Source organism: Chromobacterium sp. IIBBL 290-4 (genome assembly GCF_024207115.1).
Lineage (GTDB): Bacteria > Pseudomonadota > Gammaproteobacteria > Burkholderiales > Chromobacteriaceae > Chromobacterium.
Genome location: NZ_CP100128.1, coordinates 4,035,852 through 4,059,838 on the forward strand (window position 1 = coordinate 4,035,852; position 23,987 = coordinate 4,059,838).

A 23,987-nucleotide genomic window follows, 5' to 3' on the forward strand; every position below is an offset into this window, starting at 1 on the left:
TTCATTGCAACCAGCCCTCATCGGAGGGCTGGTTTTTGCCGAGCACTCCCATCCTGTTGCGCACTATCTGGAAAGATGCGCTGCGAGCGCGCGTCGCAGCAGACCTTTGTCGATGGCCTATCGGAATGGCGAGAGCGAGTCGACAAGCCCAATCAACATGACAAATGGGCGCCGCTGGCGCGGGAATAGCCAGATCAAGTCACAACTTCGGCAGATCATGCTCAGTTCGTCAACGCCTTTGTCTTCCCCGCCCCTTCCTCCTGCTGGCAGATCCAACCGCAATCGCCATCCCATGCGCCCCCTCCGCGCTCGCCTCACCCCGCTGACAGTCGCAGCCGCTTGTACTTTCATCCGCGCTGTCCATAAACTGATTGGAATATAGGCATTACCGGCAGCACGCTTGGCCACCCTTTCATCGCCTGCCTCTTTGCCTCGCAACGCCAGGCAGGCCTCTTCTCCGAGGAGGCGTTTGATTGCACCCCCAGCTAGCTCCGCCCACACGTCTACCCTGGATCGCGCAAGTGCTGTTGCTTGGCTGGCTGTATTTCTTCACCGGCTGGCTGGGCTTGCGGATTCCCTCCATCGGCTCTCACATCACGCTGATCTGGCTGCCGACTGGAATCGCCATCGCCGTCTTGCTTCGCTGGGGCCGCCGCAACTGGCCAGGCGTGTTTCTGGGAGCCTTGCTGGTCAATCTCTCGGTCGACGCCCATCTTGGGCTGGCAGCATCCATCGCCATCGGCAACACGCTTGGGCCGCTCCTGGCCGTGTTGTGCCTCTCCCGCGGCGGCTTCCGGCCAGCCATGGACAGGCAAAGGGATGTGGGGAGCTTTATTGCCGCTTCGGCGATAGGCATGGCCATAACGTCCTGCTGCGGCGTGGCGAGCCTGTATTTTTGGGGACGCTTGCCCATAACCGAGCTGCAAACCTCGTGGCTCACCTGGTGGATGGGGGACATCATCGGCGTTTTTCTCGCCGCGCCGCCTCTGCTGACCCTGGAGCGGAGCAGCCTGTCCCATTTGACGAAGGAGCGGCGGACGCTGGCGTATTGGATACTCGCCGCATGCCCTGTCGCCTGGCTGGCCTTCTTTCAAGACTACTCCCAATCCGAGCACGTCTTTCCATTGGCCTTCCTGACGCTGCCCTTGTTCACTTGGGCCGCGATGCGCTTCGGCAATGCCGGCGCCTCGCTGATCGGCTTGACGTTCTCCTTGATCGCCATTTGGGCCACGGCCGCCGGACACGGCATTTTCCATTCCAAGGACACCCATACCAGCCTATTCCTGCTCTGGAGCTATATGGCGACCATCACGCTGACCGGCTTGATGATTTCCGCCATGCAAGCGGAAAGGCGGCAGACGGAAATCACGCTGAGGGAAAGCGAAGAAAAACTGCGCGCGCTGTATGAGCTGTCTCCGCTGGGCATCGCGCTGAACGACATGAGCGGCCGCTTCATCGAGTTCAACGAAGCCTTTCGCCGAATCTGCGGCTATTCCGCCGAGGCCTTGAAGCAACTGGACTACTGGAAACTCACGCCCAAGAAATACAGCCAGGATGAAGCCCGTCAGCTGGAATCGCTGGAGCGCACCGGCTGCTATGGCCCTTACGAAAGGCTATGTCCCAATTCCGTGTTGGGAGCTATGCTGAATACAGTAGCAGACCGGGAGTCGCGCCATGGATGCCCAGAGTTTTCAGCGTTTTCTTGCCCAACTGGATCAGCTCACGCTCAAACAGAGGAGCTTGCTGTCTTCTGCGCTTAAACATCCCACTCACCATGACGCCATTCAGGACGCCTTGCCTGACCTGACGGCTTGCCCACACTGCCAGGCCGAGGCCAACCAGTTGGCGTTATGGGGCTGGAGCCGAGGCCTGCGGCGTTATCGCTGCAAACAGTGCCACCGGACCTGCAATGCCTTGTCGGGCAGTCCATTAGCCAAATTGCGCAAGGCCGATCGCTGGCTGAGCTACGCCCAAGCACTGCAGGATGGCTTGACCGTGCGAGCAGCCGCTCGTGCATGCGGCATCAGCAAGAACACGGCTTTCCTATGGCGGCATCGCTTCTTGCATCGCGCATCAGACCATCTGGCGGCGCAAGCCCGAGGCATCGTCGAAGTAGATGAAACCTTCATTCTGGAATCATTCAAAGGGCAGCGGTGCCTCCCCCGCGCGCCGCGCCAGCGGGGTGGCGTCAGCCAAACACGGGGAACCGGGCCGGATCAGATTCCCATCATGGTGGTGCAGGACCGAGAGGGACATATAGCGGACTTCAAGTTGAAGAAGCTCAATGGCGCTCATGTGGAAGCGGCTTTAGCCCCGTTGGTGGATAGCGACGCCATCCTGTGTTCGGACGGCGCAGCGGTGTACTCGACCTTTGCCAGGCAGCATGGCATTACCCATCGAGTCGTGCATGCCAAGACGGGACAGCGGGTACGCGAGGGGGCGTTCCATATCCAGCATGTGAATGCCTACCATAGCCGCTTGAAGCTTTGGATGGCTCGATTCCACGGGGTTGCCACCAAATACCTTGAAAACTATCTGGGGTGGCGACGGATGCTGGAGCGCTATCAGCAAACCATGCAGCCTTGCCACTGCTTGCAGGAGGCAGTGGGTCGTCCCTTGCAACACATTATTGGGACATAGCCTTACGAAAAGGAGTATATCCGCGAGGACGGCAGCCTGATTCCCTTGCAGCTCAACGGCATACTGATACCCGGCAAGGATGGGCAGAATTATATTTGGTCCATCGTCGAGGACATCACGGCCCGCCAGCAGGCCCATGAACAATTGATCAAACTGTCTCAAGCCCTGGAGCAATGCACGGACAGCATCATCATCACCGACGCCAGCGCCAATATCGAATACGTGAACCAGGCTTTCATCCGCATCACCGGATATCGCGCGGAAGAGGCGCTGGGACGCAACCCAAGGTTTCTCGCCTCCGGCCAGACGCCGCACAGCACTTATGCCGAACTATGGGCAGCCCTGCTGCAGGGCCAGCCCTGGCAAGGCGAGCTGATCAATCGACGCAAAAACGGCGAGATCTACCCGGAGTACACCATCATTTCCCCGATTCGCCAGTCAGACGGAACGATTACCCACTATATCGCGTCGAAAAAAGATAATACCGAACAACATCGGGCCAATAGTGAGCTCGCGAAGCACCGCGAGCGCCTGGAAGAACTGGTGGAGCAACGCACCCGCGAGGTTGCCCGCATCGCCCAAAACACCCGCGTATTCATCAAACGCGCGCCCATCGCCATCGCCATGTTCGATCGCGAAATGAACTACCTGGCGGCCAGCGACCGCTGGGTTTCGGATTATGGGCGCGGCCGCTCAGACATGACCGGCTTGAATCACTATGAAATCTATCCAGACCTGCCCGAGGGTTGGAAAGCGGTTCATCAACAAGCCCTGCGCGGCGAAACGCTCAAAAACGATGAGGACCGATGGCTTCAAGCCGACGGCACCACGCTCTGGCTGCGTTGGGCATGCCTGCCCTGGCACAATCCGGACGCCAGCATAGGCGGCCTGATCCTGACCGCGGAGGACATCACCGAACGCAAACTGGCTGGCCAGGCGCTGGCGGACGCCAAGGACGCGGCCGACAAAGCCAATGCGGCGAAAAGCGCCTTCCTCGCCAATATGAGCCATGAGATCCGGACCCCGATGAACGCCATTTTGGGCATGGCGCGCATCGGCCACCGGGACAGCGACGGACAAGACGAGACGCGGCAGATTTTCGCCCGCATTCTCACCGCCGGCGAGCATCTGCTGGATATCATCAACGACATCCTGGATTTTTCCAAAATCGAGGCCGGGAAGTACTCGGTGGAGTCCTACCCTTTCCGCCTTGCGGAGGTCATCCATAACGCCAACAGCTTCGTCACCCCCCGCGCCCAGGAAAAAGGCATCCACTTTCAGGAGGAAGGCATTCAGACCTTGCCGGAATGGGTCAACGGCGATCCGCGGCGGCTGCAGCAAATTCTCACCAACCTCTACTCCAACGCGGTCAAATTCACCGAGCGCGGCGAAGTCACGCTGACCATGTCAAGGCATGGCGACATCACCCGCTTCTCCGTGGCGGACACCGGCATCGGCATGACCGCGGAGCAAATATCGCGATTGTTCGCGCCGTTCGAGCAGGCCGACACCTCGACCACCCGCAACTTCGGCGGCACCGGCCTGGGCCTGGCCATCAGCCAGCAATTGGCTCAATTGATGGGTGGAAACATTCTCGTCGAAAGCCGACACGGCAAGGGCAGCGTTTTCACCCTGACGCTGCCCTTGCCGGAATCGATGGCGCCAGACATCGCGCCATACGAAGAAACCATCAACCCGCTGACCGGATATCAACTCTTGGTCGCAGAGGATATCGAAGTCAACCGGCTCATCATTGAAGACTTTCTCCATCTGGCGGGCGCCCGCGTGACTTTCGCGGAAAACGGCTTGGAAGCCGTGAACCGGGTTCTCGCCATGCCCCGCGGCTTCCACGCCGTTCTGATGGACGTGCAGATGCCGGTCATGGGCGGCTATGAAGCCACGCGGCGGATTCTGGAAATCAATCCCCGACTGCCCGTCATCGGACTGACCGCCCATGCGCTGAAAGAAGAACAGGCCCGCTGCCGCGCCGCCGGCATGGTCGATCACGTTACCAAGCCGGCCACCCAATCCGTTCTCGTCGCCGCCATCCGAAAGCATGGACTTGCGCCGGACTGCGCCTTGCCCGCCTCGTCAGCCCGCGAACACAACCCCGACTTGATGGATTGGCCGGCCTTCCAGGCTGAGTACGGCACCAGACCAGAACTGGCTCGAAAACTGATACAAACCGCCCACTCCGGCCAAAAAGACAAACCCGAATCTCTGCGCGCCGCGGCGCGCCAACAAGATCGGGTTCAACTGATGGCCGCCGCTCACGCCATACGCGGCGTGGCGGCGAATCTGAAAGCGCACACGCTGTCCAGCATGGCGACGCAGGTGGAGCATGCCGCCAGCGAAGCGGACCAGAATGTAAACGAGCTTGCCATGCAATTAGCCGGCATGGTCGAACAATGGCTGGAAGAACTGACCCGTCACGAAAGCTGAGCGGGCGCCGGCCTCGCCGTTATTCAGGCCACAAAGCCAGATCGCCCCTCGAATGACAAGGCAGGCGGCCCGGCCATCGGCTCCGGCATTCAATGGCGCGGACTCACTCTGGCCGGCTGACGATATCGGCCTTGAACCACTTGCGCGACAGCGCCAACAAGCTGCCGTCGCGCTGCAGATGGCCGATGGCGCGGTTCACCTCGGCAAGCAATCGGGGGTTGCCCTTGCGCATCGTCACGCAGGCATCCTCGCGCGCCAGCATTCTGCCCGCCGCCAGCAATTCGCCATGACTGCTCAGCATCAGATTGAACGCCGCCAGGCGATTGATCACGATGGCGTTGACTTCGCCGCGGCGCAAGCCGTCGTACTTGGTCAGATCGTCATGATAAAGATGGACATGCGCCTGCGGCACATTGGCGCGCAGCCACTGCTCGTAATTGGTGCCCGCGCCCACGCCGACATGAGCGCCGGCCAGATCCGCCGCGCTGCGGAAACGGCTTTGATCCGCCTTGCGCACCACCATCTGCAGGCCGGTATAGGTGTAAGGGATGGAAAAGTCGAAATTTCGGCTGCGCTCTGTGGTCGCCACCACCTGATTCACCACCACATCCACGCGCCCCGCCTTCAGACTGCTCAGCATCTGTCCCCAAATAATGGTCTTGAATTGCGCTTTCACACCCAATTGCTGCGCGAGCATGCGGCCAAAATCCACTTCAAAGCCCTGCAGCTCGGCATTGGGCGCGGCTCGAAAACTATAAGGAGGAAAAGTGCCTTCCAGGCCGACGACCAAGGCGCCCTGCTGGCTGACTTTCTGCCAGGCGTCTCCAGCCTGAGCCGGAATCAAGCCCAGCAGCGACATTAAGGCCACGCCGACCCTCACCCTCATCTGCTCACGCATCGCCCCTCCCGCGCCATTTGGCCTGATCCCCACATGGTTCAAGATAGGCCATTTCAGTCGATGAGATGTCTTCACCGCCCGGCCCTATGAGTGAAAACCTCGTTTGCCCCAAGATGTGGAAGGGCGCAGGCCGTTAGACAAGCTCAGCCTTCGGACTTGCGACGCGCCCATTGCCCCCCCCCAAATCCAACATTTCCACCACTCTCTCCAGCACTCGGATCGCCTCCCCGCGCGCAAGGAGCATGCTCGCCATGAGCATGTGCGCGGCAGCGAAAGTCAGCGTACACTGGGCCTTTCCTTTGTCATGTTTTCAGCCCCATGCCTTTTGAACTGCCTTCCCAGCCCGCACCCGACCTGCCCAGCCGCTGGTGCCTATTCGATGGCGATCTTTTATGGCTGCTCGATCAGCAATTACCTGAACAAGCGCCTGCCAATGCCCAATTCACCCGCCCAAGCTTCCTCGGCGTCCATGAACAGCGCAATCTGTTCATGGCGGAATTGATAGGCGCCGCTCCCGCGGATGGCGAATGGCTGCCGCTGCGCCCCGCCTTGATGGCGCTGCCCGCCAACCAGATCCAGGCCGCGGCGAGAGCGGCCCAGCTGCGGCAGTTTTTTCATAGCCATAGATTTTGCGGCCACTGCGCGACGCCGCTGGAGCTTGCCCGCGACCAACTGGGCCGCCGCTGCCCAAGCTGCGGCCAACTCTACTACCCGCGCATTTCGCCGGCCATGATGGTGCTGGTTCAGCGCGGACGCGAACTGCTGCTGGCCCGCAGCCCGCATTTCGCGCCGGGCGTCTACAGCGCGCTGGCAGGTTTCGTCGAACCGGGCGAAACGCTGGAAGAGTGCGTGCACCGGGAAACCTGGGAAGAAGCCGGCATCCGGATCAAGAATCTGCGCTATGCCTTCTCGCAATCCTGGCCCTTCCCGCACTCGCTGATGCTGGCCTTCACCGCGGAATACGATGGCGGCGCGCTCACGCCGCAGGAAGGCGAAATCGAAGACGCGCAATGGTTCGACATCGACGCGCTGCCCGGCTTGCCCTCCACGATATCGATCGCCCGGCATCTCATTGAATTCACTTGCAATCAAATTAATAATAAAAATGGCTAAATTTCATTTAATTATTAAATTTTTATTTAAATAAAGGATTTGTAAACCTTCTCGCATACTCTCACGTTCAACGAAATGACGAAGCCGCCATCAAGCCATGCTTGCCCACTGGATGGCTTCCGTTTTCACTTCTGAAAGTTGAACCGAGATGAAACAAAACCAATATCTGAAACTATCCTTGATGCTGTCGCTGGCCTCAGTGAGCCTCTACAGCCACGCCGCGCCTCTGACAGTGGATAGTTTGGATGGCCCTGTCGCCGCCAATGAAATCCAGTCGTTCGTCGACTTTGCCAAGGGCATACAGCCTGTCATATCAGAGTCCGGCGAGGAGTGGAGCCAGGGCGACGACGGCAAAGCCATGAAGGCGCTATCCCAGGTGTACGATATCGCTCCGCGCAAGGAAGTCCTGGACAAGATGACCGACTACTGCGACAGCCTGCTGTCGCAACGCAATGATATCCTGCCGGCCCCGGCTGGCCACCGCGTGATCTGGACCGGCCGCGTCGACCCGGTATGGCCCAACGTTCCCGATAAATACCCGATCCAGACCGGCGGCGAACAAGGCGACCCGGTGGGCCACCTGGCCAGCTGCGCCCGCCAGATCATCAAGACCCCGGCGCTGTACAACCAGAACGTGGCCGGCGGCGACCCCCACCACTTCGGCGCCACCTATCTGCAGCGTGCCAAGACCTATCTGGCCGAAGCCGACAAGACCATGGACCAGCACATCCTGAAATCGCTGCTGACGATGAAGGACGGCCATATGTACTTCGCCGACAACTCACCGTACCAGACTGGCAAGCCAGTGCCGTGGAACCAGCAAATGATGTTCGACTACGGCTTCATGAACCTGGCCCAAGCCCATGACCTGCTGAAGGATGATCCTGCACGCGTCCAACGCTACGATGCCATCGTCAAATCCAACCTGGATTGGTTCTTCCAATCCGGCCTTACCCGTTATACCGACCAGGCAGGCAAAGCTGCCTACAACTGGGCCTACGCCATCCCAGCCACCGGCGGAGAAGACTGCAACCACGGCAGCATGGATGTCTACGGCTTTTACCGCTTGCTCTTGAGCGGCCGCTATGGCCTGACCGCCAAGCAGATGGCGCCGTTCGGCAACACGGTATTCGACGTGATGCGTTTGGGCGATCGCGATTACTCCGGCCGTGTCGACGGCAGCAGCGACAACAGCAGCAAACACGGCGGCGAAACCAATTACCTGCGAACCGGCTTCATGCTCGCCGCCCTGTCGCGTCCTGACGCCTACTACACCATGATGAGCGACGCCGGCATCCAGGATGGCGGCTCCACCAGCTCCGCCAGCGCCTATGCCAATTTCCTGACGATCAAGTCCCAGCGCTCCGCCGCCCGCTCCGCCAAGCAACTCTCGCAACGCTGACGCCCCGCTCCGCCATCGCCCTCCCTGCTAAAACGCCGGCCGGGCGATGGCCTGAAATCAGAGCCGGAACCGGCCAACCGAAGCCTTCAATTCCTGCGCCAGCGTGGACAGCCCCTCCACATCCGCGTTGACCAGCGTCATCGACGATTGCGACTCGTCGACGATCCGGTACACCGACGCGATATTGTCCGCCACGCTATGGCTGGCCAGCGCCTGCGCCGAAGCCACTTTGGCCATGCTGCGGATATGATCCAGCGCCTGCGCCATGCCGCTGTTGATTTCCCGCAGCGCCAGCGCCGCCTCGCGCGCCAGATCCACGCCGCGAATCACCACCGGCTTGACGCCGTCCATTCGGGCGACCACCAAATCGGTATCGGCCTGAATGCCCTGGATGGTTCCGGTGATGCGCTCCGTCGCCTGCGCGCTGCGCTTCGCCAGCTTGCGCACCTCATCGGCGACGACGGCGAAACCTCGGCCGCTCCCCCCCCCCGCCCGCGCCGCCTCGATGGCGGCATTCAAGGCCAATAGATTGGTCTGATCGGCGATTTCCTTGATTTCCAGCGCGATGCCGTCCACCTCGCGCGAGCGCTCGGCCAGACTGGCGATCTGCGCGGAAGCGTCCACAACCTGCCCCGCCACCAGCTGAATCTCCTCCGCCGCGCGATTGACCAGCTCCTCGCCACGACTGGCCAATTGGCTGGAGCGCACGGAGTGGCTTTCCGTCTCGTCGGCGCAAGCTGTTACCTGGCTGGAACAGGCCGACATCGACTCGATCTCTTTGGCCGCGCCTTCCGTCACCTGCATCGAACGGGCGGCCACCGCGCGTATCTGCCGCATCTGTTCGGCCAATTCCATCACGGCGGACTCCAGATTGCCGGCCCCGCCGTGCAGGTTTTCAATCATTTCCCGCAGCCCCGCCTGCATCTGGGCAATCGCATCCAGCAGGCTATCCTGGTGGCCGCAACGCACCCGCTGCGACAAATCGCCGGCGGCGATGGCTCGCGCCGTGTGCGAGGCCTGTTCGGGTTCGCCGCCGATCAGCAATAGTCTTACCGCCATCTGCTTGTAAACCAGGTCGATATCATCCAGAAACATGCCGGTGCCTATCGTCCAGCCCCAGTCTGGAATGCGCATCACCGCATTGAGCTTAGGCAGGGGCACATCGCCGTTGGGACGCCGGGTCTGTATCTGCACAAATCCAAAATCCGCCTCGCGCAGCGCGTCGTCATAAGCCTGAACCAGAGTCCGCCCATCAGGCAGCTTGTCGCCGGGATCGGCTTTGCCCAATTTGCGCTTGTCCGGATGCACCAGCACCAGTTGGCCCGCATCCCGCGCGAAAACATAATTGCCCTTGTCCCGCAACTGGGTCATCGCCTCCACGGCGCGCTTTTGAGCCTCCCGTCGACTCAGCTTGCCCGCTCGCTCCAGCTTTTGAAAATAGGCTATTTGATTGGCCGCCAGATGCAGCGTGGTGCGGATCTGGCCTTTGTGATCGTCCAGCATGGAGTCATGCAGTCCGTACAAGGCTACGCCCGTCAATACGCCCATGCCCAGCAAGGCATTGATGACCAGCAACCCCAAGCGGGTGGACAGCTTCATCGCGCGCGCTCCATTCAAGCTTCTCGCTAGCTCATGCGCCCGCCGAATACTGGATGGCCGGCGCGCTCATGCTAATATAGGCAGATACCGGCGCTTTCCCAATCGGCGCCGCCTATCGACCAATCAGACCGAATATGAAACTTATCAAGCTGATTACCCCATTATTCGCCTTTGGCATGGCTTTTGCCGCCAGCCAGGCCCACGCGGAAAACGAAGATCAACCGCTGCCCGGCGATTTCCAGCCTGCGCCCGCGGCCAAGCCGCTGTCTTCGCACCACGCCAAGAAAACTCCGCAAACCGCCGCCACAGCCAAACCCGCCGGCGCTCACGCCAGCCACGGCAAAGCCGCCGCCAAGAGCAAGGCCAAACCGGCCCACCACAGCCATGCCGGCAAGAAGGCAAGCAAAGCGCGCAAGCACGCATCCAGCCACGCCAAGAAGCCTCATCAGGCTAAAACCGCCAAACATGCGAAAACGGCGCATCGCCCAGCCAAGCATGCCGCCGCCAAACCGCACAAGAAAGCGGCGAAGAAACATGCAGGCAAGCGCCATCACCACCACAAGAAGAAAAAAACCAGCTGACGCCTTAGGGCGACAATACGAAAGAGGCGCGGATCCGCGCCTCTTTTTTCATCTGCCCATCACACTATGCCGCTGACTGGGCTGCCGCCCTTCAAGCGGATCAGGCGCTGATTCGCCGACCCCCGCCAAGGCAGCGTCGTCGGCTGCCCGCGTTCATACTTGCCGTCTATCACCACATCCACCAGCCTCATTCCTGGCCACGAGGCGACTTCATCGTAGCGATAGCCGGTCCACAGCCAGATATTCTTCTCCGGATAACGCGCCTTGAACGCCTGGCACAAATCCAGCACCGCCTCCCGGTTGGCGGGGTGCAGCGGATCGCCGCCGGACAGGCTCAAGCCATCATGGGTGGCGCAATGGCTCAGCAACTGCTCCCTGACCTCATCGGAAAAAAACCGTCCCGTCTTGCGATCCCAGATCGAAGCGTTGTGGCAATCCAGACAGGCATGTTGGCAACCGGTGACGAACAGCGTGACGCGCACGCCCTCGCCGTTGACCAGATCGCAGGTGTAGTAGCGGTCGTAATTCATGCTCCGCTCAATGTTCCCCGCCAAAATGCTTGACGCGGCGCATCACTTCCTTCTGTTTGCCGGCATTGAAGGGCCGCGCGTTGGGGCTGCCCAGATAGCCGCAAACCCGACGCGTCACCGACAGCGAAGCGCTGTCGCGATTGCCGCACTGCGGGCAGCAGAAACCGTCGGCGTCGGCCTTGGCCTCGCCCATGAAGCCGCATGCGCCGCAAGAATCCACCGGGGTGTTGCTGCCGAAGTAAGGCACGCGCTGCAGCGCGTAATCCCAGATGCTTTCCAGCGCCGCCAGGTTGTGCTGCATATTCGGCAGCTCGACATAGGTGATGTGGCCGCCGCTGGCCAGTTCGGCGTAGCCCGCCTCAAAGTCGATCTTTTCGAAAGGGTTGACCTTGCGGAACACATCCAGATGGAAAGAGTTGGTGTAATAGCCCTTGTCGGTCACTTCAGCAATCAAGCCGAAGCGCTCGCGGTCCAGTTTGCAGAAGCGGTGGCAAAGCGACTCGCTCGGGGTGGAGTACAAGGAGAAACCAAAGCCCGTTTCACGCCGCCACTCCGCCGCAGCCTCGCCCAGCCTGGCCACGACGCGGCGCAGAAAGGCCTGGGCTTCGCTATTTTCCGCCGGATGATCGCCGAACAGCAGCACCCCCACCTCATGCAGGCCGATATAACCCAGCGAGATCGACGCGCGGCCATCGCGGAACAAGGCCATGATGTCTTCGTCCGGCGCCAAGCGCATGCCGAAAGCGCCTTCGGTATAGAGAATGGGCGCGACATTGGCCTTGACGCCCTCCAGCCGCTGGATGCGCAGCATCAGCGCGCGGAAGCAGAGCTGCAAACGCTGCTCCAGCAGACTCCAGAACGCCTCTTGCTTGCCGCCGCTTTCGATGGCGAGTCGCGGCAGGTTGAGGCTGACCACGCCCAGATTATTGCGGCCATCCAATACCTCCTTGCCGTCCGCATCGCGCCAAATCGACAAAAAGCTGCGGCAGCCCATGGGCGAAACCGGCACGGCCGAACCGGTGATGCGGCGATTCAGCTTTGCCGAGATGATGTCCGGATACATGCGCTTGGAGGTGCACTCCAGCGCCAGCTGCTTGATGTCGTAGTTCGGATCACTGGGCTTCAGATTGACGCCTTCGTCGATGAACATCACCAGTTTGGGGAATACCGGCGTGATGCCTTCCTTGCCCAGGCCCTTGATGCGCACCTTGAGTATGGATTGCTGAATGATGCGCTCTTCCCAGGCGGTGCCCATGCCGAAGGAAAAAGTGACAAAGGGCTGCTGGCCATTGGAACTGAACAAAGTATTGATCTCGTATTCGCAGGCCTGGATGCCGTCGTAGCATTCCTTTTCGGTCCGCTCGCGGGCGTAGCGCTCCGGCTCGGCGATGCCGTATTGGCGGGCGATGTCCAGGTTCTTGCGATAGGTTTTCAGCGCGTACGGCGCCAAGGTCTGATCGATATTGGGAATGGTGGTGCCGCCATATTGATGGCTGGCCACCTGGGCGATGATCTGCGCGGTGACGGCGCAGGCCACGCCTATCGACTTCGGGCTTTCGATCTGCGCATTGCCCAGGCGGAAGCCCTGCTCCAGCATGCCCTTCAAATCCACCAGGCAGCAATTGGTGAACGGCAGGAAGGGCGAATAGTCCAGATCATGGAAGTGGATGGCGCCTTCATTGTGCGCCGTCAGGATGTCCTTGGGCAGGAAGGTGCTGGCGAACTGCTTGGAGACGATGCCGGCCATCAGGTCGCGCATCACCGGAAACACATTGGCGTCTTTATTGGCATTCTCGGTCACTGCGTCGGCGTCAGTCTTGTGGACCAGGCCCATCAGCTTGGCATGCAGCTCGGAGCCGCGGGCGCGGACGTTGTCGCGGTCGTGCCGGTATTCGATGTAAACCCGCGCCACTTCGGGATAGTCATGCATCAGCGCGTTTTCCACCAGCTGCTGAATGGCGGGAATATCCAGTTTGCCGGCATCGGCCAGTTCGCGGCACTGCTTTTCCACCTTGCTTGCCACTTCCAAAGCCAGCCTGGCCGGTTGCTCGCTACCTGCCGCCATCGCCGCCCGCTGGCAAGCATTGGCGATCTTGCCGATATCGAACCCCGCCATCGCGCCGTCGCGCTTGCGCACCTGAAGCATGCCTTCCCCCTTGTCTAATATTGAGAACCATGCGCGCATCTCTTCACGGACCGCGCATCACCCATTCGCCGCGACCAAGGCCGCAACGCACAGCTGCTCATTGTCCGCAAAATATGGGTTCGAGATTTGCCATCGATCAATATATTGCGATTATCAGATAAAACAGCCCCAATCGTTACAATTAGGAACACAAATGTCATTATCAATCGCTTAGATTGCATGACATATCCAAGCGGAGTTCCATCATGTGGCGCTATCTTTTTTTCGGCCTGCTCTGCCTGAGCAGCCAAAGCGTTTTCGCAGGCGACAATGAGACCGTGCAAGGTCAAGGAGGGCGCGTCCTGAACTACAGTTCCACCCAGATCCGAGTGGAGCCCTCGGCCGAAGATATCCGCAACTACCAACAAGCCCGCGACCGGGTGCTGGACGGCGCCAGCCTCTCCGCCGCCTTGCAAGCGGGCCGCCGCGCGCTGCAGCAGCTGGGCTACAACCGGGTCGACATCGATGCCGAATTCGGCGTCATCCGCGCGGAAAAAGACGAGGTATTGATCAGCCAGGCGCGGCAAGTGCTGCGCGGCTTGCTGAAATTGAAGTTCCCCCTGCCCGGCAAGCCGGACCATCAGACCACTGAGCTGCTGCTGACACTGCGCAACGGCGCGCAAGCGCGCCAGATATGGCTGCGCGCCCAAATGCGGCAAACCATCTGGGACAGCAACGGCAACTCGCGCACGCTGCTGCTCAGCGATCCCGCCAGCTACGGCCAGGTATACGACAAGCTCACTGCCGCGCTGAACGGCCAGGGCTGACATCCGCAGCCCCGCGAAGCCAGGCTTCAGAGCCAGAGCCGCCCGGGGCGGCGGCCATCCCGCCAGGCGGGCCGCTATCTTCCGGCTGCCAGAAAACAAAAAACCCCGCTCGCGCGGGGTTTTCTCAAGCAGCCAATCAGCTTAGATGCTTTCCACCTTGGACATCTTGCGACGCTCATGCTCTTGCAGGTAGCGCTTGCGGATGCGGATGGATTTCGGGGTGATTTCCACCAGTTCGTCGTCGTCGATGAACTCCACGGCCGATTCCAGCGTCAGCTTGATCGGGGAGGTCAGGCGAACCGCTTCGTCGGTGCCGGAGGCGCGGACGTTGGTCAGCTGCTTGCCCTTGATCGGGTTGACCACCAGATCGTTGTCGCGGCTATGGATGCCGATGATCATGCCTTCGTACAGCTTGTCGCCCGGGGACACGAACATGCGGCCGCGGTCTTCCAGCTTCCACAGCGCGTAGGCGACGGCATCGCCGTGCTCTTGCGAGATCAGCACGCCGTTGTGGCGGCCCGGCAGGTCCGGCTTCACCGGCGCGTAGTCGTCGAACACGTGGCTCATCAGGCCGGTGCCGCGGGTCATGGTCATGAAGTCGGACTGGAAGCCGATCAGACCGCGGGCCGGAATATGGTATTCCAGGCGGGTGCGGCCGTTGCCGTCCGATTCCATATTGGTCAGCTCGCCGCGGCGGCGGCCGATTTCTTCCATCACGCCGCCCTGGTGGTCGTCTTCCAGGTCGATGGTCAGGTTTTCGTACGGCTCGGACTTCTGGCCGTCGATTTCCTTGAAAACGACGCGCGGCTTGGCCACGGCCATTTCAAAGCCTTCGCGGCGCATGTTTTCCAGCAGGATGGTCAGGTGCAGCTCGCCGCGGCCCGACACGCGGAACACGTCGGCATCGCCGGTGTCTTCCACGCGCAGCGCCACGTTGGTCAGCAGTTCCTTGGTCAGACGATCGCGGATCTGGCGCGAGGTCACGAACTTGCCTTCGGTGCCGGCCAGCGGCGAGGTGTTCACCATGAAGTCCATGGTCAGCGTCGGCTCGTCCACCGACAGCATCGGCAGGCCTACCGGCTGCTCCTTGTCGCAGATGGTCACGCCGATGCCGATATCCTCGATGCCGGAGATGATGACGATGTCGCCAGCTTCGGCTTCAGCCACGTCCACGCGATCCAGACCCTGGAAGCCCAGCACCTGGTTGATGCGGCCGGAAGCCACTTGCTCGTCGTGGTTCATCACCACCACTTGCTGACCCGGCTTGATGCGGCCGTTCAGGATGCGGCCCAGGCCCATGCGGCCGGTGTAGGTGGAGTAGTCCAGCGCGGACAGTTGCAGCTGCAGCGGCGCGTCCGGGCTGCCGGCCGGGGTCGGCACGTGCTTGAGCACGGTGTCGAACAGCGGGCGCATGTTGTCGGACTCTTCTTCCAGTTCGAACTTGGCGAAGCCAGACAGGCCGGAAGCGTAAATAATCGGGAAATCCAGTTGTTCGTCGGTGGCGCCCAGCTTGTCGAACAGGTCGAAAGTCTGGTCTACCACCCAATCCGGGCGAGCGCTCGGACGGTCGATCTTGTTGATCACCACGATAGGACGCAGGCCCAGCGCAAGCGCCTTCTTAGTCACAAAGCGGGTTTGCGGCATCGGGCCGTCAACGGCGTCGACCAGCAGCACCACGCCGTCCACCATGCCCAGCACGCGCTCCACCTCGCCGCCGAAGTCGGCGTGTCCCGGGGTGTCTACGATATTGATGTGCACGCCTTCGTAATCGATGGCGGTGTTCTTGGCCAGAATGGTAATGCCACGCTCTTTTTCAAGATCGTTGCTGTCCATTACGCGCTCGTCAACTTGCTGGTTTTCGCGGAAAGTGCCGCTTTGTCTCAGCAGTTGGTCAACCAAGGTGGTCTTGCCATGGTCCACGTGGGCGATGATGGCGATGTTGCGGATTTGTCGGGTCATGTTTAGCGTTTCGGCTGGAATTCTGAAAACAGAAAAATCGAAAGATTATAGCATGCTAGCAGCTAGCTAAGAAAATTTCGGTAAAAACGAATGAAGATTTGATGGCGATCCCATCAAAACCCCGCCGCGCGAAGCGCTCGTCTGCCGCCGCGTTTGGCGCTACACTCCGCCCCATCAGGCAACAAGGAATAAAAACATGTACGACTGGAACGCACTGTGGCATGAACACGAGGCCTACCGCACCGGTTACGACATCCAGCACAACGACGCCAACGAGCTGGCCGACGCGCTGAGCGCCAAGCTGATCCACCCGGCGCCGCACCCGGAGGAAGTGGCCGTCTACGAGAAGGACGACCGTTTCATCCTGGCCGGCCATAACGACGGCCTGCAATTGCTGGAAGTGATGAAGCACGGCCTGTTCGACATCACCCTGCGCTTCATCGGCGAAGACGAAGGCCAGAACACGCCGCTGCCCTATGTTGAGCTGCACGTGGACAATCTGGCCACCGAAGAGCAAGCCGTCTGGCGCGGCGAAGTGAAGCTGGACGACGAAGGCCGCGTCTGGGTGGGCAAGCGCACCCTGAACGAAGGCGTGTTGCCGGCCATGCCTTTCGACGACCTGTCCTTCACCGACAACGCCCAGTTCCGCGAAGCGCTGGCGCAAGTCTGGCATGAAGACCTGCCGCAACTGCGCCCGCTGATCGAGGCATGGTTCCAGCACGGCTCCGCGCTGCCGCCGCAAGACGAACCGGCACACTACGGCGACGGCGAGCGCGTGCAGCAAATCTGCGACCGCTACGCCGAAATCGTCCGTCGCGAGCAAGCCGCGCTATCGCGCCTGTTCAGCGACGACGAGCTGCGCCTGATCGCCCACGTGATCGCCGGCATCCACTTCGACAGCGCCGCCTCCTGCCGCGGCGTGTGGCTGGCCGTGGAAGCCCGCATCATCGAGGACGAGTTGGACCAGCAATTCCAGATCGACGGCGAGGCCATGCTCGGCAAGTTGAAAGGCCTGAGCTACGCCCAGGAAGTGGCGCTGATCGAAGCGCTCTCCCCGCTGCAAGACTAAACCCGCCAGCCCGGCCCGCGCCGGGCATTTTCACGCGCCACAAAATGCCAGTTGCATGGTATGGTTCTCGCAATTCATCCGCATCGAGAACGCCATGCCCACCCACGCTCAAGAAATCCACCTGATCCAGCGCCCCGCGGGCGCGCCCTCCGCCGCCCTGTTCGCACTGAAAGAAACGCCGCTGCCCAAGCTGCAAAGCGGCCAGATTCTGGTGGAAAACCTGTACCTGTCCGTCGACCCCTATATGCGCGAATGCATGGACGAGGAATGGGAGCTGGGCGCGCCGCTGGAAGGACGCAGCGTGGGCCGTGTCATCGATGCCGGCGACAGCGGGCTGGATGTCGGCCAACTGGTGTTCCATCGCGAAGGCTGGCGCAGCCACGCGATTGTGCCCGCAGCGGAGGCGCGCATCCTCAAGGAATATTCCGGCGTATCCGCCAGCGCTTTTCTGAGCCTGCTTGGCGGCACCGGACTCACTGCCTATGTCGCCCTCACCCGCATCGCCAAACTGCAGGCCGGTGAAGATCTGTTCGTCTCCGCCGCGGCCGGCGGCGTAGGCAGCGCCGTCGCTCAATTCGCCCGGCTGATGGGCGCGCGGCGCCTGATAGGCAGCACCAGCTCCGCCGACAAAGCGCGCTACCTGACGGAAACGTTGGCTTACGATGCCGCCATCAACTACCGCGAGCAAGACCTTGCCCAGGCGCTGGCAGGCGCCGCGCCGGACGGTTTCGACATCTACATCGACAATGTGGGCGGCAAGCACCTGGAAGTCGCCATCCGCAGCATTCGCGAACATGGCCGCATCGCCTGGGTGGGCGCCGTAGGCCAGTACAACAACCCAGAGCAGGCCGAGCTGCCGCGCAATCTGTACGACATCGTCGGCAAAAGCCTGCGCCTAGAAGGCTTCCTGGTGAGAAATTATCGCCAGCTGCAAGATGAGCTGGAAAGCTTCGCCGTGCCGCAGCTGCAGTCCGGCCGCCTGCAAGCCCAAGAAACCTTGGCCCACGGCCTGGAAAACATGCCGCAGGCTTTTGTCGACATGCTGACCGGGCGTAGCCAGGGCAAGATGATCATCAAGCTTTAATGGGCAAGGCCTGATGCCAGAAACGGGGAGGCTTACCCCTCCTCAGCGGCGCCACCGCAACCCTGGCGCGGCCATCAATATGACAGATAGGCGGCGTTTCATTTGAAACGCCCGTCGCGCCTTGCTGAAGACCTGGGTGAAAGTTAATAGACAAGCGGGCTGATGCAATAGCTTCTGAGATGCGGAACCGCTTTAATCGAATCCTTCCAGACATAGCCCGGCGTCCATACCTTTCCATCCGAGGTCTCCACAAAATCCAGCACCATATCATCTACATGGAAATTCGCCTTCTTGACCTCGTCCTTCAATACCCCCGCCGGGTCCTCATCATACTTGTACTTTTTATATACTCCACCCACCGGATAAAGCGGGCCGCCCGACCAAGAGCACTCGCCGCCGCGCTTCTTTTCTATCTTGAAAAGAACCTCAGTCCATCGATAGCCGCTTGCCACATCATTGGAGAACGAACCCTTGCCATCTGAATACACGTCAAAATTCAAACGTACCAGGGCTTCATCATCATTCAGATAATCGACAGGCAATCGGTAAACATTGACATTTCCAGCCTCAATATATTCCTTCCACGCCAGCTCCACCTTAAACACATTATCATTGCGCTTTCAACCCCGCAGCAGGCCTAGCCCCACAGAAACAAGCTCCTCCAGGGCTGCCAACGCAACCAGACCACTCCAACGCATCCGCCAAACATGCCTTGCCTTTGGCTCCCAAACACATCATAGGCGCGCGACAATCGCCTTCAAATTAGGCAATCACAGCTCACCAGGCAGCCTTTGACCATTGCCTTCGAACACAGGCGCGCTTCACACAAACGCTTTGCGAAATCGCCATGATTCTTCAGGACTTCGCGCTTCATCTCGGCCAAAAGCCCTCGCCTTACAGACGAGACAACTCCAGCGGCCTTGACTCGGATTGTCATTTGGCATGCGGCGTCTATCACTCCCCCTTCTGCGGGATGGAAATGGCTCGCGGAGCCGCCGCATCGGTTCTGGCGCGCGCGCCGATCAAGCCATACACGACAGCCGGCAGCAACCATCCCATCAGCCATGAAATATCGACGCCGCCCAGCCACTTGACCATGGGTCCCGTATAGAAAGCGCAGTCGACGAAGGGGATCTGGATCAGCAAACCGGATGCATAGGCAGCCAGCCCCGCCTTGTTCCAGCCCGCGTAGCGCCCTTTCGGATCGGACAGCGCTTGCGGGTCGACTTTCCCATCGGACAGCAGATAGAAATCCACCAGATTCACCGCGCTCCAGGGCGTGAAAAAAGCCAACAAGACCAGCAAAAATGATTTGAACAAGGCAAGAAACCCATGCTGCGCCGCCACGGCGACACCGGCGGAAACAAGCGCCAGCGCCAGTACGGTCACTCCGCGACGCAGACGGATTCCGCCGCAAGCATCGGCGATGGCGCTCAAGCACATGAAGCCGCCATAGGCATTCAAGGCGGAGATGGTGATCTTGCCGAACGCCACGCAAAAGAACAGCGCGGAGGCGATGATGCCGGAAGCGCCCAAGCCGACAAAATAAGCGACTTCGTGCCCGCGAAACGCCGCGCCGCCTATCGCGGCGACCAATACGCCCAGCGACATGGATAGCTGAGCGCCAATCGCAGATCCCAGGCCGATGGCCAGCGCCACCTTCGTGGACGATGTGGCGCGCGGCAGGTATCGGGAATAGTCAGACACATAGGGCGCGAAGGCGATCTGCCAGGACGCCGCCAATGACACCGTAGTGAAAAAGGCGCCGGGCTGAAAGACATGATGCGCCGCCATCAGCTGCGGCAAGGCTTCGTGCCCCAGCAAGCGGAAGAACAAGTACGCGAAGGCAGCCAAGCCCAGCGCGCTGGCCAGCTTTCCCAAACGATGGATCGCATGGTAGCCCAACGCGGCGGCCGCTATGACGGCGATGGCGAAAACCGCCACGCCCCAGGCGTCATGAACGCCCAACAATTGCCCCAGCGCCTGGCCGGACAGCAGCATGCCGGTAGCGTTGAAACCCAGATACATCGCGCAGGCCAAAATCAAAGGCAACACCGCGCCCAGCGCGCCGAACTGCGCCCGGCTGGCCAGCATCTGCGGCAGGCCAAGCTTAGGCCCTTGCGCGCCATGCAAAGCCATGATGGCGGCCCCTATCGCCTGCCCGAGCAATAAACCCGCCATCGACCACAACGCGTCGCCGCCCCACACCACCGTCAAGGCGCCGGTCATGACCGCAGTGATTTGCAGATTGGCCGCCAGCCAGAGGGTGAATTGGCTGGAAACCTTACCGCGCCTTTCGTTTTCCGGAATGTATTCAATGGAGCGGCGCTCCAGCAAGACTCGGGATTGCTCGACTTGCGACATGATGCCTCCACGGCGTTGGACATTGGCCTAATTCATATCGCTTATACCATCATCATTCTCATTGCGAAAGTCCACCCCTTCCACTCGTGGAAAATACTTAGCCGACGGCGACTGTCGGCTAAGTTTTGTCCTAACATTCCTTGTAAGGCGTTTCAACTGAATAGCAGGACGTCGTGCAGAATCCTTCCCTTTCCGAACTCCAGCGCCGTCTCTTTCATGGCCGCTTCGCCTTGCTGGCGGATGGCTGCGGCCTGGCGCTGATCGCATTAGGCGCCTCGGTGACATATGCCTGGCTGGCGCGCCTTCCCGCCTGGATGCCAGAAAACATCCACATGGTTCTGTCCACCGCTTTTTGCTTGATGCTGTTTGGCGCGGCGTTGCTGCTAGCGCCATTGCCGTTGCGCTGGAAACCGCACCGCCTGCTGGCGGCGGCAGTCTCGCTGGTTTGCCTCACGGTCCTGCTTGAGCACATGACGGGCCAGTCCTGGTGGATAGACTTAGCCGGGCTGCACAGCTGGCAAGCCGATATGGTGCCGCGGCCCGGCCAGATGGCCGCCTCCTCCAGCTTGGCCTTGCTCATGCTTTGCGCCAGCCTGGGCTTGCACCCCGGCGCCACGCCGGCCAGAGAAAAATGGGAGCGCGGATTGCTGGCCGCCGCGGCCGTCATCGGCGTGCTGGGGGCGACGGCGTACTTGATCAACCTGGAGCTGCTCTACAGCTGGGGCGCGCAGGTGCGGATGGCGCTTCTGACCGCCGGCGGCATATTGCTGGCCTGCCTGGGCTTGTATTGCCGCTTGCGCTCGGCCCGCCCCAGGCATCTCCGCTCCCAGGAGATGGTTCATGCGGTATCCCTTACCGCAACCGTGTTGTTAGTAGCGGTATCGCTGATCACCGGTTTGCTGGTTTACCGCATCGGCAGCGAGGTGCACGAGCAAAGCCTGCTCAAGGTGATGTCATACGGCGCACAACAACGCGCAGCCTTATTGAGCGACCAGTTCGACCTCAGCTACGATATCGAAAGGCGAATATATCAACGCCCCGAAATCCAGTCCCTGCTGGAACAAGCCTCGCTAGGACGCCTGCCGCCGCAGGCAGCGGATACGCTGGCCGCGCTCAACCACATGACGCTGAACGGCATCGCGATTCAAGACCGCGCAGGCAAAACCCTGGCCCAGGTGGGCTACTTCGAGCTTCACCCCAGGCAATTTGTCTCCCTGCGCGCGCCGGCCGGCGCCAGCCTGCTGTGGAATGGCCATTATCTCTACCGCACTGTCGACATCTACAAGACTTCGGCCGGAGAGGCACGCCTGGTGCAGGAGCAGCGCATGGATCTGTTCGACCGCCTGGTCGCCGCCACCCGGCCCAACGACGCCCTGAGCGGCATTTATTCGCTGTGCGGCCGCGACAACACCTATCTGCGCTGCTTTTCCCAATCCATAGACGACAAGGGCAGCACCATTCCGATACAGGGCAATATTCGCCACTTCACCGTCTGGCCGGCGTTCTACGGCCAGCGCGGCACCATCCACACCGTCGATTTCTCCGGCCGCGACGTGATCGGCGCCTATGAACCGGTCAGCGATACCGGCCTGGCCTTCAGTTACAAAATCCGGGTGCGCGACCTGCTGACCCCGATCCGCAAAGGACTGGAAACCAGCGCCCTGCTGATGCTGGCCATGGTCACGCTGGGCGCGCTGATCCTGCGCTGGCGGACCGATCCGCTGCTGCGCGAAGTGCAGCAATCCAACCACATGGCGGAACTGGCGGCCGAACGCTTTCGCAATGCGGCGGAGGCCAATATGGACGCCTTTGTGATCATGGAGGCTGAGCGGGACGGGGCCGGCGAACCGTGGGACTTCCGCATTGTTTACATTAATTCCGAAGCTGAGCGGCTGTGGCAATTGCAACGCGACAGCGCCATCGGCCAGCGCTTCCTTCCCCTGACCGAAACCCATGGCATTCCGAATCATTTCGAGCATTACAAGAGCGTGCTGGAAAGCGGCCGCGCCGTGTCTGAAGACCTGCCCAAGAGCTATGACATCACCCATCCAGCCTGGATACATCACGAAATCGTCAAGGCGGGCGATGGCGTCAGCATCAGCGTCCGCGACATCACCCAGCGCAAGCTGGCCGAATTGGACCTGGTGCTGCGCGAAGCGCTGCTCAAAAGCGTGACGGATTCCATTCCGGCGCTGGTGGCCTTCATCGACACCGATCTTCGCTATCGCTATTGCAACAAGTCCTATATGAAGATGTTCGGCATCTCGCCGGAGCGGGTCATAGGCAACGAGATGCAGGAATTCCTCGGCCAGGAGGCTTTCGCGATTTTGCAGCCTCACGTTCAACAGGCGCTAGCCGGCCTCAGAGTCTCCTTCGAATGTGAGATGCCGGTTCGCGGCGAGCAGCGCTATGTCGAGGGACGCCTCATTCCCCAGCAGCATGCCGACGGCTGCGTGTCCGGCTTTTATCTGATGATCTGGGATGTGACCCAGTCGCGCGTGCGCGAGATGCAGTTGCGCAACCAAGTGTCGCTGGACCCGATGACCGGGCTGCTCAACCGATCGGCCTTCATGGAAATGCTCAACGACGAGATTGCCCACCACTATATGAAGCGCCAGGCCTTGGCCTTGCTGTTTCTGGACATAGACCACTTCAAGCAGGTGAACGACACGCTGGGACACGCCGCCGGCGACGAATTGATCAAAGAGTTCGCCCGCCGGCTGCGGGCCAATGTTCGCGGGACCGACCATGTGGCGCGCCTGGGCGGGGACGAGTTTGTGATTTTGCTGATAGGCCTGGATTCGGAACACACCGCCGTCAATGTGGTGAGCAAGCTGCTGGCTGCCGCCAGCCAGGACACAACGCAAAATGGCGAGCGCTGGAAAGTGTCCACCAGCATAGGCGTGGCTTACGCCGCCACCCCGGATGTCACCCCGGAGCGCTTGCTGGAAATTGCCGATGAAGCCCTGTATGACGCCAAGGCCGCCGGACGGAACACGTTCAGGATGCGAAAGATCGGCCCTCCCAGCTAGATATGATTTTATACACTTTCAAAACCAACGCGCGACAAGACATGCGGCATTGAAAAGCACGCACGCAGTTAAGCATCATAACGATGAAGACAGATAACCGCGGCGCCGCTGGAATTACTTCCGCCATTCCCGGAATGGCGGGTTAGCGCGCGCCGCGTGCCAGACGGGCGGTTTTTCATTTCCGCGAGCCTGGCATTTCATCGCCAAACAGGAGCGCTCATGAAGTTCAGCGGCGAATCATTTGATCGGATTACCTCCCACTTTGCCGCGCCGACGGCGGATGAGGGCTTCAGCCTGATCACGCACCACGCGCCGTCTTTAT

The 23,987-nt window shown here is 60.6% G+C and carries 17 protein-coding genes; 10 read left to right on the forward strand and 7 right to left on the reverse strand.

Annotation, left to right across the window (positions count from 1 at the left end; genetic code table 11):
- Positions 1-473: 473 nt before the first annotated feature.
- The 3 genes from NKT35_RS18985 to NKT35_RS18995 are packed head-to-tail and all read left to right on the forward strand — an operon-like array spanning position 474 to position 5,082.
- Positions 474-1,760: an MASE1 domain-containing protein gene (locus tag NKT35_RS18985; protein ID WP_254295953.1), complete on the forward strand. Its 1,287-nt coding sequence runs from the start codon at positions 474-476 to the stop codon at positions 1,758-1,760.
- Positions 1,675-2,640 carry an IS1595 family transposase gene (locus tag NKT35_RS18990; protein WP_254293992.1) on the forward strand — a complete coding sequence of 322 codons (966 nt, stop codon included), beginning with the start codon at positions 1,675-1,677 and terminating at the stop codon, positions 2,638-2,640. Before NKT35_RS18985 ends, NKT35_RS18990 begins: the two co-directional genes overlap by 86 nt.
- Before the next feature lie 18 nt (positions 2,641-2,658).
- Positions 2,659-5,082: a PAS domain S-box protein gene (locus NKT35_RS18995; RefSeq protein ID WP_371926515.1), complete on the forward strand. Its 2,424-nt coding sequence runs from the start codon at positions 2,659-2,661 to the stop codon at positions 5,080-5,082.
- Between the two features lie 103 nt (positions 5,083-5,185).
- Here the strand turns inward: NKT35_RS18995 and NKT35_RS19000 are convergent, their stop codons facing one another.
- Positions 5,186-5,980, reverse strand: coding sequence for a transporter substrate-binding domain-containing protein (locus NKT35_RS19000; RefSeq protein ID WP_254295957.1), 795 nt, complete (start codon positions 5,978-5,980; stop codon positions 5,186-5,188).
- Between the two features lie 318 nt (positions 5,981-6,298).
- Here NKT35_RS19000 and nudC point away from each other — a divergent pair, with 318 nt between their 5' ends.
- Both nudC and NKT35_RS19010 read left to right on the forward strand, forming a co-directional pair.
- Complete coding sequence (gene nudC, locus NKT35_RS19005; RefSeq protein ID WP_254295959.1) at positions 6,299-7,093, forward strand: NAD(+) diphosphatase; 795 nt, start codon at positions 6,299-6,301, stop codon at positions 7,091-7,093.
- A 148-nt stretch (positions 7,094-7,241) separates the two neighbouring features.
- Complete coding sequence (locus NKT35_RS19010; protein WP_254295961.1) at positions 7,242-8,495, forward strand: hypothetical protein; 1,254 nt, start codon at positions 7,242-7,244, stop codon at positions 8,493-8,495.
- A gap of 57 nt (positions 8,496-8,552) precedes the next feature.
- On the opposite strand, the gene NKT35_RS19015 is transcribed toward NKT35_RS19010, so the two are convergent.
- Positions 8,553-10,094 carry a methyl-accepting chemotaxis protein gene (locus tag NKT35_RS19015; RefSeq protein WP_254295963.1) on the reverse strand — a complete coding sequence of 514 codons (1,542 nt, stop codon included), beginning with the start codon at positions 10,092-10,094 and terminating at the stop codon, positions 8,553-8,555.
- Positions 10,095-10,228: 134 nt separating this feature from the next.
- Here NKT35_RS19015 and NKT35_RS19020 point away from each other — a divergent pair, with 134 nt between their 5' ends.
- Positions 10,229-10,675 (forward strand): hypothetical protein, encoded by a 447-nt coding sequence (locus tag NKT35_RS19020; protein ID WP_254295965.1) that lies wholly within the window; start codon positions 10,229-10,231, stop codon positions 10,673-10,675.
- A 59-nt stretch (positions 10,676-10,734) separates the two neighbouring features.
- Here NKT35_RS19020 and nrdG read toward each other — a convergent pair whose 3' ends face one another.
- Positions 10,735-11,205 carry an anaerobic ribonucleoside-triphosphate reductase activating protein gene (gene nrdG / locus NKT35_RS19025; RefSeq protein ID WP_254295966.1) on the reverse strand — a complete coding sequence of 157 codons (471 nt, stop codon included), beginning with the start codon at positions 11,203-11,205 and terminating at the stop codon, positions 10,735-10,737.
- 7 nt (positions 11,206-11,212) lie between these two features.
- Positions 11,213-13,351, reverse strand: coding sequence for an anaerobic ribonucleoside-triphosphate reductase (gene nrdD / locus NKT35_RS19030; RefSeq protein ID WP_254295968.1), 2,139 nt, complete (start codon positions 13,349-13,351; stop codon positions 11,213-11,215).
- A 245-nt stretch (positions 13,352-13,596) separates the two neighbouring features.
- Between nrdD and NKT35_RS19035 the strand changes: the two genes are divergently transcribed.
- Positions 13,597-14,157: a hypothetical protein gene (locus tag NKT35_RS19035; RefSeq protein ID WP_254295970.1), complete on the forward strand. Its 561-nt coding sequence runs from the start codon at positions 13,597-13,599 to the stop codon at positions 14,155-14,157.
- 141 nt (positions 14,158-14,298) lie between these two features.
- Here NKT35_RS19035 and typA read toward each other — a convergent pair whose 3' ends face one another.
- Positions 14,299-16,116: a translational GTPase TypA gene (typA, locus tag NKT35_RS19040; RefSeq protein ID WP_254295972.1), complete on the reverse strand. Its 1,818-nt coding sequence runs from the start codon at positions 16,114-16,116 to the stop codon at positions 14,299-14,301.
- A gap of 196 nt (positions 16,117-16,312) precedes the next feature.
- Between typA and NKT35_RS19045 the strand changes: the two genes are divergently transcribed.
- Both NKT35_RS19045 and NKT35_RS19050 read left to right on the forward strand, forming a co-directional pair.
- A complete protein-coding gene (locus NKT35_RS19045; RefSeq protein ID WP_254295974.1) occupies positions 16,313-17,185 on the forward strand; it encodes a hypothetical protein in 873 nt (290 codons plus the stop codon).
- A gap of 55 nt (positions 17,186-17,240) precedes the next feature.
- Entirely contained in the window at positions 17,241-18,269 is a 1,029-nt protein-coding gene (locus NKT35_RS19050) for an NADP-dependent oxidoreductase (protein WP_254295976.1), read from the forward strand.
- 143 nt (positions 18,270-18,412) lie between these two features.
- Here the strand turns inward: NKT35_RS19050 and NKT35_RS19055 are convergent, their stop codons facing one another.
- Together NKT35_RS19055 and NKT35_RS19060 are read right to left on the reverse strand one after the other, a co-directional pair.
- Positions 18,413-18,865, reverse strand: coding sequence for a hypothetical protein (locus NKT35_RS19055; protein ID WP_254295978.1), 453 nt, complete (start codon positions 18,863-18,865; stop codon positions 18,413-18,415).
- Positions 18,866-19,223: 358 nt separating this feature from the next.
- Positions 19,224-20,633, reverse strand: coding sequence for a purine-cytosine permease family protein (locus NKT35_RS19060; protein ID WP_254295980.1), 1,410 nt, complete (start codon positions 20,631-20,633; stop codon positions 19,224-19,226).
- A gap of 173 nt (positions 20,634-20,806) precedes the next feature.
- Here NKT35_RS19060 and NKT35_RS19065 point away from each other — a divergent pair, with 173 nt between their 5' ends.
- Positions 20,807-23,665, forward strand: coding sequence for a GGDEF domain-containing protein (locus NKT35_RS19065; RefSeq protein WP_254295982.1), 2,859 nt, complete (start codon positions 20,807-20,809; stop codon positions 23,663-23,665).
- Positions 23,666-23,987: the final 322 nt, after the last annotated feature.